Source organism: Mycolicibacter heraklionensis, from assembly GCF_001021505.1.
Taxonomy (GTDB): domain Bacteria; phylum Actinomycetota; class Actinomycetes; order Mycobacteriales; family Mycobacteriaceae; genus Mycobacterium; species Mycobacterium heraklionense.
Window position 1 is genome coordinate 666,435 of the sequence record NZ_LDPO01000001.1, and the last position, 14,026, is coordinate 680,460.

Sequence of the window (14,026 nt, forward strand, 5' to 3'; positions counted from 1 at the left end):
CACGTGTGCTGGTGACAAGATTGGACCGTTTAGGTCCGTCCGTCAAGAGCTGACACGGCGTGAGCCTGCAGAGTCTCAGCCCGGCGGGGTCGGGATCGACGCCGTGGGAGCCTCTTCGTCTGCCGGGAACTCGTGTACGGCGTACTTGTGGGTGCCCTCGAGCTCGTCCCGGATGGCCGCCTGAGCGTTGGGCGGAAGGGTGTGCAGGATCTCGCGCACCCGGGCCTGGCGCCGCGCCACACCCTTGCGGTCCGGCAGGCCGGGGGTCGCGCTCAGCTGCGGCGGCACGCCCTCGATTTCCTCGACGCCGCCGTCACTCTGCCCGGCCGCGATCATCGCTTCCTCGGCTGCGGCGGTCGCCTGGTCTTTCTCCTCGGACATGCCGATCGGACCGATCCGGCGGCCGTTGAGGAACTGGCGCACCACCGGCTCGTCGGAGGTCAACAGCACCTCGCGGGGGCCGAACATCACCAGCTCCTTGCGGAACAGCATCCCGATGTTGTCCGGCACGGTGCGCGCGATGTTGATGTTGTGCGTAACGATCAGGATGGTGGCGTCGATCTGGGCGTTGATGTCGATCAGCAGTTGGCTCAGGTACGCCGTGCGGACCGGGTCCAGGCCGGAGTCCGGCTCGTCGCAGAGGATGATCTGCGGGTCGAGCACCAGGGCGCGGGCCAGGCCGGCACGCTTGCGCATACCACCGGAGATCTCACCCGGGAACTTGTAGCCGTCGTTGGGCATACCGACCATCTCGAGCTTCTCCATGACGATGTCACGGATTTCCTTCTCGGATTTCTTGGTGTGCTCCCGCAGCGGGAAGGCGGTGTTGTCGTAGATGTTCATCGACCCGAACAGCGCGCCGTCCTGGAACAGCACGCCGAACAGCGTGCGGATCTCGTAGAGCTCCTTGGCGGAACACTGCAGGATGTCGGTGCCGTCGATGACGATCGAACCGCGCTCGGGGCGCAACAGGCCGATCAGCGACTTCAAGAACACGGACTTGCCGGTGCCGGAGGGCCCGAGCAGGACGCTGACCTCTCCCTCGGGAATCGTCATGGAGACGTCTTCCCAAATCCGGGCCGATCCGAAGGACTTGGTAAGCCCTTGTACCTCGATGGCGACACCCATTAGTGAGGTCCTTCCGCAACGTCTGTTCGTGCCACGACTGGCTTGTGGCTTGGGCCACTGTAGCGCACAGGTGCGACCCTTATCGGCGGTCCGCCTCAGTCGACAGGTGTCCAATTGCCATGGAAGCCCGTCGGGACCCGTTGGGGCAGGTGCACGGTGGCCACCGACGCACCGGTCGCGGCGTCGATTATCACCCATTGTCCCCCGTTTTCGCCGTGATGGCGGCCCATTCCGATCAGACTGCGGCCGTCCTCGTCGGCAGCCCCACGAGTACGGCGGCTGCCCGGCCCTGAAACAGCAGAAGCCCCCGGGACCTCGCGGGTCCCGGGGGCTTCGACCGTAGAACGAACTACTTGACGGTGACGGTGGCGCCAGCCGCCTCGAGCTTGGCCTTGGCGTCCTCGGCAGCCTCCTTGGCGACCTTCTCCAGCAGCGGCTTGGGAGCGCTGTCGACCAGGTCCTTGGCTTCCTTGAGGCCCAGGCCGGACACGACCTCGCGGACCACCTTGATGACGCCGATCTTCTTCTCGCCAGCCGACTCCAGGATGACGTCGAACTCGCTCTGCTCCTCGCCGGCCTCAGCGGCGGCGGGGGCAGCACCCGCGGCGGCGGCCACGGCGACCGGAGCCGCAGCGGTGACGTCGAAGGTCTCCTCGAACTGCTTCACGAACTCAGACAGCTCGAGCAGGGTCATCTCTTTGAAGACGTCGAGCAGCTCTTCGGTGGAAATTTTGGCCATGATTTCGGTCCTTTCTGATTCCGGTTAGGGAAGTTGGGTTGGGGTTGTGCCTAGTTATTCGGCGGCTTCGGCCGGAGCCTCGGCGGTCTCGGCCGCAGCCTCGGCCTCCGCGGGAGCCTCGGCCGGGGCCGCGGCAGCAGGTGCTGCCTCGGCGGGCTTCTTCTCCTGCAGTGCGGCTGCCAGGCGGGCCATCTGCGAAGCCGGGGCGGCGAACAGGCCGGCGGCCTTGGACAGGTTGGCCTTCATGGCGCCAGCCATCTTGGCCAGCAGCACCTCGCGCGACTCCAGGTCGGCGATGCGCTCCACCTCGGCGACGGTCAGCGCGCGACCGTCCATGTAGCCGCCCTTGATGACCAGCGCCTTGTGGTCCTTGGCGAACTTCTTGATGGCCTTGGCGGCGTCGACCGGCTCGCCCTGGACGAACGCGATGGCCGTCGGGCCCGCGAAGAGCTCGTCGAGCCCCTCGACTCCGGCCTCGGCCGCGGCCAGCTTGACCAGCGTGTTCTTCGCCACCGTGTAGGTGGCCGAGCCGCTGAGCGAACGCCGCAGCTCCGCCAGGTTCGCAACCGTCAGACCGCGGTACTCGGTGATCACGGTGGCGGTCGAGTCGTTGAACTGCTCGACGATGTCCGCGACGGCGGCGGTCTTGTCAGCCCGCGCCATGCATACCTCCTCGGTGTCGCTTGTACTTGTTCTCGTACTTGTCTCGGTGACCCACCCGGGAAATAACGAACGCCCCGACGCAGGATGCGGTCGGGGCGTCACAGTGTGTGCCGGCGGGGCCGGTGCCTCGTCCTCCTGCGTGGGCCGCCGGGATGTTCCCGGACCTTCAACCGATTGCTCGGTGACCGACGGTCTTCGGTGGATCGCCACACACCATAGCGTGACGAGGGCCGATCAGCCAAAACGGCGTCCGCCGCTCAGGCGTTCAGCACGCCGGTCACCAGCACCGCGAAGGTCACCGCCAGCAGCGCCACCCGCACCCAGTGCAGCCCGTCCCAGCGGGCCGCCAGCTCGCGGGACACCTCCTCGGTGCCGCGCCAGGCCGCGATGCGGTTGTTGATCGGCACCAATACCAGCACCGACATCAGCACGACGACCACCATCAGGCCCGCCCCGGCACCGATGAGCCACCGCTGCGCACCCGCTACGGCGGCGGCCCCCACCAGCAGCGCGAACGAGGTCAGGTACCAGAACGGCATCACCCGCCCGAGGAGCCGGGCGCCATCAGCTCGGGCGGCCCAGAACGCGTCGTCGGACAGTCGCCCGAGGATCGGGCGCACGAACGCGGCCACCGCGAACTCCGCGCCCACCAGGGTCCCGACCACCAATATCGCGAGAATCTCCACACATTGCTTCACGGCAGTCGACTATGAACGCTATGCTGACAAAAAACAAGGTACTGACAAATTAGTCAGTATGAGGAGGTGTGGTGGCGGCATCGAAAAACGGTGTCACCGACTGCCCGATCGACGCCGCACTGTCGGTCATCAGCGGTCGCTGGAAGGGCACCATCTTGTGGCGCCTGGCCGACGGGCCGATGCGCACCGCCGAGCTGCGGCGCAGCATCCCGGGCATCACCGAACGGATGCTCATCCGTCATCTGCACGAGCTCGTGGCCGACGGCATCATCGACCGCCACGACGCCGGGACGGTGCCGCCGTGCGTGCACTATTCGATCTCCGAGTACGGGAGGACGCTGACCCCGGTGCTGGCTCAGCTGTGCGATTGGGGCCGTCTGCACCTTTCGCGTTGACTCTGCGCCCAGGGCGGGGTCTTCTCGCACTTTGTCGCCACCAGCGCAGAGTCAACGCAAGGTGGCCAGCACGGCCGCCCCCACCAATCCGGCGTCGCCGCCGAGTTCGGCGGGCACCACCCGCAGACCGACCAGGAAGTCCAGCCCGGCACGCTCGGCCAGGGCGGTCCGCAGCGGGCCGAACAACAAGGCACCGGAGCGGGCCACTCCCCCGCCGATCACCACCAGATCCAGGTCGCACACCGCTCCCACCGAGGTGAGCATCACCGCCAGCGCGTCGGTGCCGCGCCGAAAAGCCCGCAGCGCCACCGGGTCACCGGCTTCGGCGGCCGAGGCGAGCGCCTTGGCATCGGCCAAAGACGCTTCCGGTGTCCATCCGTTGGCGAGCGCCCAGCGCACCATCGCCGGCCCGGAGGCGATGGTCTCCACGCAGCCCCGGCCACCGCAGCGGCACCGCTCCCCATCGGGGTCGACGACCACGTGCCCGACGTGGCCCGCGTTGCCGGTCCGGCCGTGCAACGGCGCGCCATCGACCACCAGTCCGCCTCCCACGCCGGTCGAGACCACCATGCCCAGCATGGACCGGGTGCCGCGCCCGGCGCCGTGCCGGTATTCGCCGAGCGCCATGCAGACGCCGTCGCCGCTCAAGCGGACCGGAACCCCGGGCACTGCGGCGGCCACCCGGTCACGTAGGGCGAACCCGCGCCAGCCCGCAATGTTGACCGGGCTGACGGTTCCGGCGTTGACGTCGATGGGCCCGGCCGAGCCGATGCCGACCGCGTCCACCTGTCCACCCGCCCGTTCCAGGGCGCCGTCGATCAGCTCGGCCACCACCGACCACACCACCTCGGTGCCCTGATCGGCCCGGGTCGGCAGAGTGGCGGTGTAGGTCAGGGATCCGTCGGCGTCGGCCAGCCCGACGGCGATCTTGGTGCCGCCGACATCCAGCGCGAGGATGGCCGCCATCAGTCCACCCCCACCGTGACGGGCGCCAGCACCGCCATTCGCACCGCCGTCGAATAGGCCAGCGCACCCGCCCCGCCGACCCGGACCAGCGCCCACCAGGTGCCCGGCCGCGCCCATACCGGCGGGGCGATGTCGAAGCTCAGCTCCCGCTGGCCACGCGCCGGCACGACCGCACCCACCGCCGGCGGCCCGGCCCAGTCCCAGGTACCCCAGGGGCTGATCAGATGCGCCTCGACCGCCAAGTCGGCGTGTGCGTCGGTGCCGACCGTGACGGTCAGCCGGGCGGAGCGTCCGGCGGTGACCTCAACCGCGGACGGGTCGTCTACATAGAGCAGCCGGTCGGAACCGGGATCGCCGACGCGCACCACCGTGACGTCTTCGACCGGTTGACGCCATGCCGTCGGCACGTCGCCGGACAGGTCGAGCCGGGCCCGCAGCGGATAAAGCCCCGGGGCGGCAGCGGCCGGAACCGTCACCGCCACCGGGATACGTGTGTGTTCCCCGGCCGCTAATCGCACCGGTTGTTCGGCCGGCGTGATCGCCCAGCCGGCCGGGCACTGCCACGTCACCGCACCGGCCAAGGTCGCGTCGACGCAGTCGCTGGCCACGGTCAGATCCAGCGTCAGGCGTGCGCCCGGATCCGCCTCGGCCCGGTGCGGATGCACCGCCGGGATCGCCGGCAGGCCGCCGAGGGGTGCCGGGCCGCGATTGTGCAGCCAGTAGCGGGCGTAGAGCGGTTGCGCCGCCTCCGCGTCGGGCGCCAAGGGACTACCGGCGCCCACCCGCTCGATGCCGAGCCGGGCGGTGACGGTGGCGATCTCGTAGCCGTGCAGCCGGTCCGGGTCCGGGTGCTCGCGGGGCTGTTCCAGCAGATCGGCGCGGCCCACCACGGTCACCGGGGCCAGGTCGCTGCGCAGCGTGACGGCGGCGTCGGTCCCGTGGGTCTCCACCAACCGCAGCGTGACGGTGTTCGAGTCGACGGGCTGTGCGCTGCCGCGCGCCATCGGGTTGCCCGCCGCCTTGAGCGCCCCTAGGCCCACACCGCCGGCTGGGTCGATCCGCAGCAGCGAGCCGTGTGACGGCAGCGGACCGTCACCCCCGGTCACCGCCACGGCCCGCAGCGGGTCGGCGAATTCCGCGCTGCGCTCGGGGATCGCCGCCCGGCGCCAGTCGCCGTCGCCGGCCACCAGCGCGTAGTCGAAGGTGTGCGTCCAGTGCTGCAGTTGGAAGGCGCTGCCGTCCGGGGCGGTGCGACGCGGATCGTCGGTCCAGGCGGCCGACGGCCAGCTGCTGCAGGAGCGCAGCAGCGCGGTGTGCAAGGTTCCCGCGGAATCCACGGCGAAACTGGGCACCCCGCGGTTGATCAGCGCGACGGTGCGCGCCTCGAAGGGCTCCATCTCCGCGTCGACGTCCTGGTCCACCACGATCTCGGCGTCGGACAGGTCGTCGGCCACCCGCGCGATCTCGGCCTCCAAGCCGTCGTCGTCGCGACCGGCGATCACCAGCACCGGCAGGGCGCGCGGACCGGTCAGGTCGGCGCCGGGAACCCAGACCTCGGTGAGCGGTTTGGCCGCCGGCACCCACACCCGCGCCCGGCCGCGCCGGTCGAGCTGGCGCTGCAGCTCGGCGGCGTAGGCCGGGTGGGCGGCGTCCAGCACGGCCCGGGTGAAGGCGTTGCGGTCCGGCCCGCCCAACGCGATACGGGTGTCCGGCAGGTTGGAGTCGACGTCGAGGTTGCCGTAGCGGGGCCCGTCGGCGTCCGAACAGGTGGCGGTGACCCCGGCGCGCACCAGCGCGACCATCAACTCCCGGACCGGCGAGCCATCGGTGACTACTTCGGCCACCGACACCGCCCGGCTGCCGTCGCCGACGCTGACCCGGGCCGTCGCGGACAGCCCGAACCAGCGGTTGGCGGGGGTGTCGAGCGTCCGGGGGTACTGCGCGGTGTCCACCGAGCGTCCGCTGGGCTCGTGCAGCAGGCCGAAGCCGCGGCCGATCACGGCGTCGGCCACCTCGGCGACCGGCAGGGCGCCGGGAACCGGGCAGGGCCAGCGCAGTCGCAGCAGGTGGTCGGTGCCGGTGAACCCCTCGATGGTGGTGGAGCAGTCCACCCGGTCCACGCCGTGCCACAGCGTCAGTGTCTGGGTGTAGGCCAGCACCGTGCGGATCCGCCCGGAGACCACCAGCCGCTCCCCCAGCGGTCCGCGGTAGGCCTGCACCGTGACGTCACGGGCCACCGCGGAGGTGAACAGGTTGCCGCTGGGCACCAAATGCCATGGGCCCTCACCGGATTGCGGGTGTTTGGGGTACTCGTCGTAGACGGCGAGCTGGTTGCCCAGGCCTCCCTCGATGATCATTTCGCGGCCGTGGTGGAGCCACGAGGTGATGCCGCCGCCGCGGTCCGGGTCCGCGGTCAGCTGGTGGTGCTCGTTGCTGATCCGGGTACCGGCCAGCGGTTGCCAGTCGTGGACGTCCGCGGTGGGAATCAGCCGGTAGGCCCGCCAGCCCAGCGACGGTACGCCGCGGGCCAGCCAGCTGACCGTGGAGCCGCCGTGCTCGACATGTGCGGGCAGCTCGGCGCCGTCGGTGTCGATCACGCGCGCGCCGCCGGCCAGCGGCGTCTCCAGCCGCAGCGTGACGACGTCGGTGCGATCGGTGGCCACCGGGTTCCACACCACGGCACCTTCGTCGGCTCCCACCAAGCCCGACAGCACCGCCAGCGCGGTGTCGCGGGCGTCGGTGCCCAGCTGCCAGGCGTCGCGCCAGCCGGTCAGCAGGTCCAGGTACACCTGGTCGGCCTCCGAGCCGGTGATGGCGTCATGGTGGGCGCCGTAGGACAGTTGCGCCCACGCTTTGGTCAGCGCCGCCTCCGGGTAGTCCACCCCGGTCAGCGCCGCGGCGAACACCGCAAAGCGCTCCGCGCCCAGGATCGCCTGTTCGGCGGCCCGGTTGGCCTGCTTGGTGTCGATATAGGAGACGTGGCAGCCGGTGTAGATCGGGTTCATATCGCGGGTCTGCGGGGAGGGAGCCGCACCGCGCTGCTCGAGTTCGGCGCGCACCGCGGCGAAGAACTCACTCGGCAGCGCGCAGACGAACTTCGGCCAGGTGTAGCGGGTGTTCCAGTCCCGGTGGATCTCGGTGATCCAGCGGTTCGGCGGGGTGAAGTCGGTGCCCACCGGCAGCAGCACGTTGCGGGTGGCGGCGACCTTCTTCATCTCGGTGAACAACCGGTAGACGTCGTCTTCGGCGGCGCCCAGGGTCGCATTCGCGTCCATCCACCAGCCGGCCGCGTAGTGCGCCGGCATGTAATGGGTCAGCAGACCGCGCCCGGACGGCGCGATCCATTCGAACTCGGATGGGAACTGCATCCGGCGCGGATCGCCGCTATCGGCCATCGGGCCCCACTGGTGAAACGGCCCGCGGGCCCAGGCGCTGGAGGACAGCCCGGCGTCGGCGACCAGCCCAGGGAACTGCGGGTCATGCCCGAAAACGTCGAGCTGCCAGGCTGTCGCCGGGTCAGCACCCATGATGTCGCGCTGAAAGCCCATGCCGGCCACCAGGTTGCGGATCGTGGTCTCCGCATCGGTGAGGTTGGTCGACGGCTCGTTGTAGGTGCCGCCCATCACCTCCACCCGGCCCTGCGCCATCAGCCGCCGGAGCTCGGCACGGTCCTGCGGGTGGGTGTCCCAATACGGCTTGAGGTAGTCCACCTCGGCCAAGACGAACTTGTACTCGGGGTGCTCGCGGGCCCAGTCCAGGTGACCGCGCACCAGATCGAAGCCGTTGGTCTGCCGGCACGCGCCGAGCGGGTGCTCGGTCCAGGCGCTGGTGTAGTTGGCCTGGGTGTTCCACCACACCGGGTCGTAGTGGAAGTGGCCGACCATGAACATGGTCCAGCCGGGTTCGGCCACGGTGAACGTGAAGCCGGTGCCGTTGACCCGCGCGGCCCACTGCTGGCCCGGCACCGGGTTCTCGACGGTCACCGGCACCTCGACGACGCCGGCGCCGGGCTCGGCGACGGCTTCCCCGGCCAGACCATCGCCGTCGATACGCAGCAGTGTCGCCACGTCGGCGTCACGGTAGTCGACCCGAACCAGCTGCAGGGGCGCGTCGGCCGGCCCGACGAACTTCTCGGTCGATTCGACGTCGAGGATCCGCATGGCACAAACCTACGGATGCGCGCCCGCCGCGCGGAGCCTTTCGGCGACCGGCCGTGCCTGGCAGGCTCGGGTCATGCCCGTCTCCAGTGAGGTACTGGCCGACCAACTCGACTGGCATTGGCAGCACCTGCTGCGGCCACGGCTGGACGGTCTGAGCGACGACGAGTACCTGTGGGAGCCGGTGCCGGACTGCTGGAGCGTGCGCCGGGACGGAATCGACTTCGCGTTTCCGGCGCCGGAGCCGGCGCCGTTCACCACCATCGCCTGGCGGATGACGCACGTCATCGTCGGCGTGTTCGCGATGCGCAACCAGCACCACTTCGGCGGGCCGCCGGCCGACTACCAGAGCTGGCCGTACGCCCTGGACGCCGCCACCGCGCTGCGCCAACTCGACGATGCCTATACGCGCTGGATCGCCGGGGTGCGCGGCCTGGACGACGCTGCTCTGGCCCGGCCGATCGGACCGGCCGAGGGTCCGTGGGCCGAGCACACCATGGCCGAGCTCATCCTGCACATCAACCGCGAAGCCATTCACCACGGAGCCGAAATCGGCTGTATCCGCGACCTGTACGCCCACCAAGCCGGCCCGGCCTAGGGCAGACCCGAACGGGGCGTGCCGACGCCGGCGGCGTGCAGATCTTCTACGAGGATTTGGGAAGCCCCGACGACCCGGCCGTCTTGCTGATCATGGGGCTGGGGGCGCAGCTGCCGATGTGGCCGGACGGGTTCTGCGCCCTGCTGGTCGACGCCGGCTACCGAGGCGCTGACGGAGAACTTCCGCCGCTGATTTGGCAGACTGCAGCAATGAGTTCGACCCCACCCCGCCAGGTGGCCCAGCTGGACCGGGTGCCGTTGCCGGTTGAGGCGGCCCGCGTCGGCGCGACCGGCTGGCAGCTCACCCGCGCCGCCACCCGAGTCTTCACCCGGCTGCTCGGGCCGGGGCCGATCCAGCAGAAGGTGATCCGCGAGCTGCCGCAGACGTTCGCCGACCTGGGCCCCACCTACGTCAAATTCGGCCAGATCATCGCCTCGAGCCCCGGCGCGTTCGGCGAACCGCTGTCCCGGGAATTCCGCGGCCTGCTCGACTCCGTCCCGCCGGCCGACCCGGACGCCGTGCACGAACTGTTCGTCGAGGAACTGGGCGCCGCACCGCAGGAGCTGTTCGCGAAGTTCGACGAGACCCCCATCGCGTCCGCTTCGATCGCCCAGGTGCACTTCGCCACCCTGCACAGCGGCGAGGAGGTCGTGGTCAAGATCCAGCGGCCGGGCATCCGCCGCCGGGTCGCGGCCGACCTGCAGATCCTCAAACGGTTCGCGCAGCTCGTCGAGCTGGCCAAGCTGGGCCGCCGGCTGTCGGCCGGCGACGTGGTCGCCGACTTCGCCGACAACCTCGCCGAGGAGCTGGACTTCCGCATCGAGGGCCAGTCGATGCAGACCTGGGTGTCACACCTGCACGCCTCGCCGCTGGGCCGCAACATCAAGGTGCCCGACGTGCACTGGGACTTCACCAGCGAGCGGGTGCTGACGATGGAGCGCGTGTCCGGCATTCGCATCGACGACGCCCCCGCCATCCGCAAAGCCGGTTTCGACGGCGTGGAGCTGGTCAAGGCGTTGCTGTTCTCCACCTTCGAGGGCGGACTGCGGCACGGGTTGTTCCACGGCGACCTGCACGCCGGCAATCTGCTGGTGGACGACGAGGGCCGGGTGGTGTTCCTGGACTTCGGCATCATGGGCCGCATCGACCCGCGCACCCGTTGGCTGCTGCGCGAGCTGGTCTACGCGCTGCTGGTCAAGAAGGACCACGCCGCGGCCGGCAAGATCGTGGTGCTGATGGGTGCGGTGGGCACCGTCAAACCCGAGGGCCAGGCCGCCATGGACCTCGAGGCTTTCGCCACCCCGCTGACCATGAAGTCGCTGGGCGACATGTCGTATGCCGAGATCGGCAAGCAGCTCGGGGCGCTGGCCGATGCCTATGACGTCAAGCTGCCGCGCGAGCTGGTGCTCATCGGCAAGCAGTTCCTCTACGTGGAGCGCTACATGAAACTGCTGGCACCGCGCTGGCAGATGATGTCCGATCCGCAGCTGACCGGCTACTTCGCCAACTTCATGGTCGACGTCAGCCGCGAGCACAAAGACAACGACGACAACCCGGGAGTATGACCGTGGTGGAGATACGCAGTGGCACCGCCCGCTCGGGCGACCTGGAGATCTTCTACGAAGACCTGGGAAGTCCCGAGGATCCCCCGGTGCTGCTGGTGATGGGACTGGGCGCCCAGCTGCTGCTGTGGCGCACCGGGTTCTGCGAGAAGCTGGTCGCTCAGGGCCTGCGGGTGATCCGGTACGACAACCGGGACGTCGGCTTGTCCAGCAAGCTGGGCCGCGACCACTCCCGCGGCGCCCTGGTCCCGCGCATGGCGCGGTTCTGGCTGGGTAAGCCCAGCCCGGCCGTCTACACCCTGGAGGACATGGCCGACGACGCTGCCGCCCTGCTGGATCACCTGGGAATCGAGCAGGCGCACGTGGTCGGCGCTTCGATGGGCGGCATGATCGCGCAGGTGTTCGCCGCGCGGTTCGCGGCTCGGACCCGTTCGCTGGGCGTCATCTTCTCCAGCAACAACCGGCGTTTCCTTCCGCCGCCGGCCCCGCGGGCGCTGATGGCGCTGCTGACCGGACCGTCACCGGACTCCCCGCGCGAGGTGATCATCGACAACGCGGTGCGGGCCAGCCGGATCATCGGCAGCCCCCGCTACCCGGCGCCGGAAGACCAGCTACGGGCCAACATCGTCGAGGCCTACGAGCGCAGCTACTACCCCTGGGGCATCGCCCGGCAGTTCGGCGCCATCCTGGCCAGCGGCAGCCTGGCCGAATACAACCGGCTGATCACCGCACCGACCGTGGTCATCCACGGCTTGGCCGACAAGCTGATGCGCCCCTCAGGGGGACGGGCGGTGGCCGATGCCATCGATCGCGCCCGCCTGGTGCTGTTCGAAGGTATGGGCCACGACCTGCCCGAAGAGCTGTGGGACCCGGTGATCAGCGAGCTGACCACGACGTTTGCCGCCGCGAGATAACCACTCGCGCTGGCCGGTCGGGGCCGCTCGGTGGCCTAAGCCACACCGAAGTGCTCATAACAGACCGGCAACGGTAGTCTGTGCACACTCTCCCCCCAATTTAGAGAAGATCGCGAGTGAACTGAGCCATGCCCAAGCTGGAACCGAAGTACGAGGAACTGCAGTCGATCTACGACATCTCCAACGAGTTCTACGAGCTGTTCCTAGGTCCGACAATGGGCTACACCTGCGGGTTCTACCCGGACAAGGACACCACCTGCGACGAGGCGCAGATCGCCAAGTTCGACTTGGCGCTGGGCAAGCTGGGCCTGGAGCCCGGCATGACGCTGCTGGACATCGGCTGCGGTTGGGGTGCCTGCATGCAGCGCGCGCTGGAGAAGTACGACGTCAACGTCATCGGGCTCACCCTCAGTGGTGAGCAGCGCCAGTACGCCATCGACAAGCTGTCGAAGGTGGACACCAACCGCAACGTCGAGGTGCGGCTGCAGGGGTGGGAGGAGTTCACCGACAAGGTGGACCGGATCGTGTCGATCGGCGCGTTCGAGCACTTCGGCCGCGACCGCTGGGCGGACTTCTTCGACATCACCTACAACGCACTGCCCGACGACGGTCGGATGCTGCTGCACACCATCACCGCGATCAGCGGGCAGGACGAGGCGCAGGCCAAGGGCATTCCGATGACGATGTCGCTGGCCAAGTTCACGCTGTTCATCATGCGGGAGATCTTCCCCGGCGGGCAGCTTCCCTCGGCGTGGTTGCCCCGCAAGTACGCCGCCGACGCCGGTTTCACCGTGACCCGCGACGACGAGATCGGGCCGCACTACGCACGCACCCTTCAGGACTGGGCGGCGATGTTGGCGGCCAATAAGGAGCGGGCGATCGAGGTGCAGGGCCAAGAGGCATACGACCGTTTCGACAAGTACCTCAACGGCTGCGTGGAGCTGTTCCGCAACGGCAACACCAGCGTTCACCAGTACACGCTGCAGAAATAGTGGAGAACGGGCCTGCCGCGGGTTCCGGCTTGGCTACATTTCACGTCAACCGATTCACCCCCGACCCGCTAAGCTGCAACAGTTGACCGGCACGTGCGACGCCCCAGACCACATGTCCGGTCGCAGCGGGTTTCATCAGGAAGGCAATCAGTCACAGATGGTGGACAAAGCGACACGCACCTCGGGGATGCGTCCGAAATTCGAGAATATCCAGGCCCACTACGACCTGTCCGATGACTTCTTCGCACTGTTCCAGGACCCCAGCCGGACGTACAGCTGTGCGTACTTCGAGCCGCCGGACATCAGTCTGGAGGAGGCCCAGGTCGCCAAGCTCGACCTGAACCTGGACAAGCTGGACCTGCGGCCGGGGATGACTCTGCTGGACATCGGTTGCGGCTGGGGCGCGACCATGAAGCGCGCCGTTGAGAAGTACGACGTGAACGTGATCGGCCTGACCTTGTCGAAGAACCAGCACGCCTACTCCCAGGAGCTGCTGGATGCCATCGACACCGACCGGTCACGGCGGGTCCTGCTGCAGGGCTGGGAAGAGTTTCACGAGCCGGTGGACCGGATCGTCTCGATCGAGGCTTTCGAGCACTTCGGCTTCGAGAACTACGACGACTTCTTCAAGAACTGCTACGAGATCATGCCGGCCGACGGCCGGATGGCCATCCAGAGCAGCGTCAGCTTCCACCCCTATGAGCTCAACGCGCGCGGCAAGAAGCTGACGTTCGAGACCGCGCGGTTCATCAAGTTCATCCTCACCGAGATCTTCCCGGGCGGCCGACTGCCGACCACCCAGATGATGGTCGACCACGGTGAGAAGGCCGGTTTCACTGTGCCCGAAGCGCTTTCGCTGCGGCCGCACTACATCAAGACCCTCAAGATCTGGGGCGACGCCCTGGAAGCTCACCACGACGAGGCCGTCGCGATCCAGTCCGAGGAGGTCTACGAGCGTTACATGAAGTACCTGCGCGGCTGCGAGTACTACTTCACCGACGAGAGCCTGGACGTCAGTCTGGTCACCTACGTCAAGCAAGCCGCCTGACCCAAGGCCACGGCCACAGAAAAGCCCCCGTCACGCGCTAGGCGGGTTCACATGGTCGTCGCAACACTCTCGATTGAGAGGTTGCGACGACCATGTCGTTTTCGGAGGACTGTGCTCGGTTCGGTGATCAGCTGGCGAGGCTGGTTGACGCTGGGGTGCCGGTGAA

12 protein-coding genes and 1 pseudogene are annotated in these 14,026 nt (G+C 68.6%); 6 read left to right on the forward strand and 7 right to left on the reverse strand.

Annotation, left to right across the window (positions count from 1 at the left end; genetic code table 11):
* Positions 1–75: 75 nt before the first annotated feature.
* The 5 genes and pseudogenes from ABW16_RS03310 to ABW16_RS03325 all read right to left on the reverse strand — a co-directional run bounded on the left by ABW16_RS03310 (position 76) and on the right by ABW16_RS03325 (position 3,228).
* Complete coding sequence (locus ABW16_RS03310) at positions 76–1,128, reverse strand: ABC transporter ATP-binding protein (protein WP_047317612.1); 1,053 nt, start codon at positions 1,126–1,128, stop codon at positions 76–78.
* Between the two features lie 95 nt (positions 1,129–1,223).
* Positions 1,224–1,379: pseudogene (locus tag ABW16_RS25235) on the reverse strand (carotenoid oxygenase family protein); the annotation flags it as partial.
* Positions 1,380–1,477: 98 nt separating this feature from the next.
* The gene (rplL, locus tag ABW16_RS03315) at positions 1,478–1,867 is read right to left on the reverse strand and encodes a 50S ribosomal protein L7/L12 (RefSeq protein ID WP_047317613.1); all 390 of its coding nucleotides are present in this window, start codon (positions 1,865–1,867) and stop codon (positions 1,478–1,480) included.
* Between the two features lie 54 nt (positions 1,868–1,921).
* Entirely contained in the window at positions 1,922–2,530 is a 609-nt protein-coding gene (gene rplJ, locus ABW16_RS03320) for a 50S ribosomal protein L10 (protein ID WP_047317614.1), read from the reverse strand.
* A gap of 257 nt (positions 2,531–2,787) precedes the next feature.
* Positions 2,788–3,228, reverse strand: a complete 441-nt coding sequence (locus ABW16_RS03325) for a DUF1772 domain-containing protein (RefSeq protein ID WP_047317615.1) — start codon at positions 3,226–3,228, stop codon at positions 2,788–2,790.
* A 71-nt stretch (positions 3,229–3,299) separates the two neighbouring features.
* On the opposite strand from ABW16_RS03325, the gene ABW16_RS03330 reads away from it, so the two are divergent.
* Positions 3,300–3,623: a winged helix-turn-helix transcriptional regulator gene (locus ABW16_RS03330; protein WP_047317748.1), complete on the forward strand. Its 324-nt coding sequence runs from the start codon at positions 3,300–3,302 to the stop codon at positions 3,621–3,623.
* Between the two features lie 51 nt (positions 3,624–3,674).
* Here the strand turns inward: ABW16_RS03330 and ABW16_RS03335 are convergent, their stop codons facing one another.
* Both ABW16_RS03335 and ABW16_RS03340 read right to left on the reverse strand, forming a co-directional pair.
* On the reverse strand, positions 3,675–4,589 hold the full coding sequence (locus ABW16_RS03335) for an ROK family protein (RefSeq protein WP_047317749.1): 915 nt from the start codon (positions 4,587–4,589) through the stop codon (positions 3,675–3,677).
* Entirely contained in the window at positions 4,589–8,749 is a 4,161-nt protein-coding gene (locus ABW16_RS03340) for a glycoside hydrolase family 38 N-terminal domain-containing protein (RefSeq protein WP_047317616.1), read from the reverse strand. Before ABW16_RS03340 ends, ABW16_RS03335 begins: the two co-directional genes overlap by 1 nt.
* Positions 8,750–8,822: 73 nt before the next feature.
* Here ABW16_RS03340 and ABW16_RS03345 point away from each other — a divergent pair, with 73 nt between their 5' ends.
* The 5 genes from ABW16_RS03345 (at position 8,823) to ABW16_RS03365 (ending at position 13,860) form a co-directional block, all read left to right on the forward strand.
* Positions 8,823–9,344, forward strand: coding sequence for a DinB family protein (locus ABW16_RS03345; RefSeq protein ID WP_047317750.1), 522 nt, complete (start codon positions 8,823–8,825; stop codon positions 9,342–9,344).
* A 209-nt stretch (positions 9,345–9,553) separates the two neighbouring features.
* The gene (locus ABW16_RS03350) at positions 9,554–10,909 is read left to right on the forward strand and encodes an ABC1 kinase family protein (protein WP_109519466.1); all 1,356 of its coding nucleotides are present in this window, start codon (positions 9,554–9,556) and stop codon (positions 10,907–10,909) included.
* 2 nt (positions 10,910–10,911) lie between these two features.
* A complete protein-coding gene (locus ABW16_RS03355; RefSeq protein ID WP_327083210.1) occupies positions 10,912–11,820 on the forward strand; it encodes an alpha/beta fold hydrolase in 909 nt (302 codons plus the stop codon).
* Between the two features lie 128 nt (positions 11,821–11,948).
* Positions 11,949–12,812 (forward strand): cyclopropane mycolic acid synthase family methyltransferase, encoded by an 864-nt coding sequence (locus ABW16_RS03360; protein ID WP_047317617.1) that lies wholly within the window; start codon positions 11,949–11,951, stop codon positions 12,810–12,812.
* Between the two features lie 157 nt (positions 12,813–12,969).
* On the forward strand, positions 12,970–13,860 hold the full coding sequence (locus ABW16_RS03365) for a cyclopropane mycolic acid synthase family methyltransferase (protein WP_047317753.1): 891 nt from the start codon (positions 12,970–12,972) through the stop codon (positions 13,858–13,860).
* Positions 13,861–14,026 lie beyond the last annotated feature (166 nt).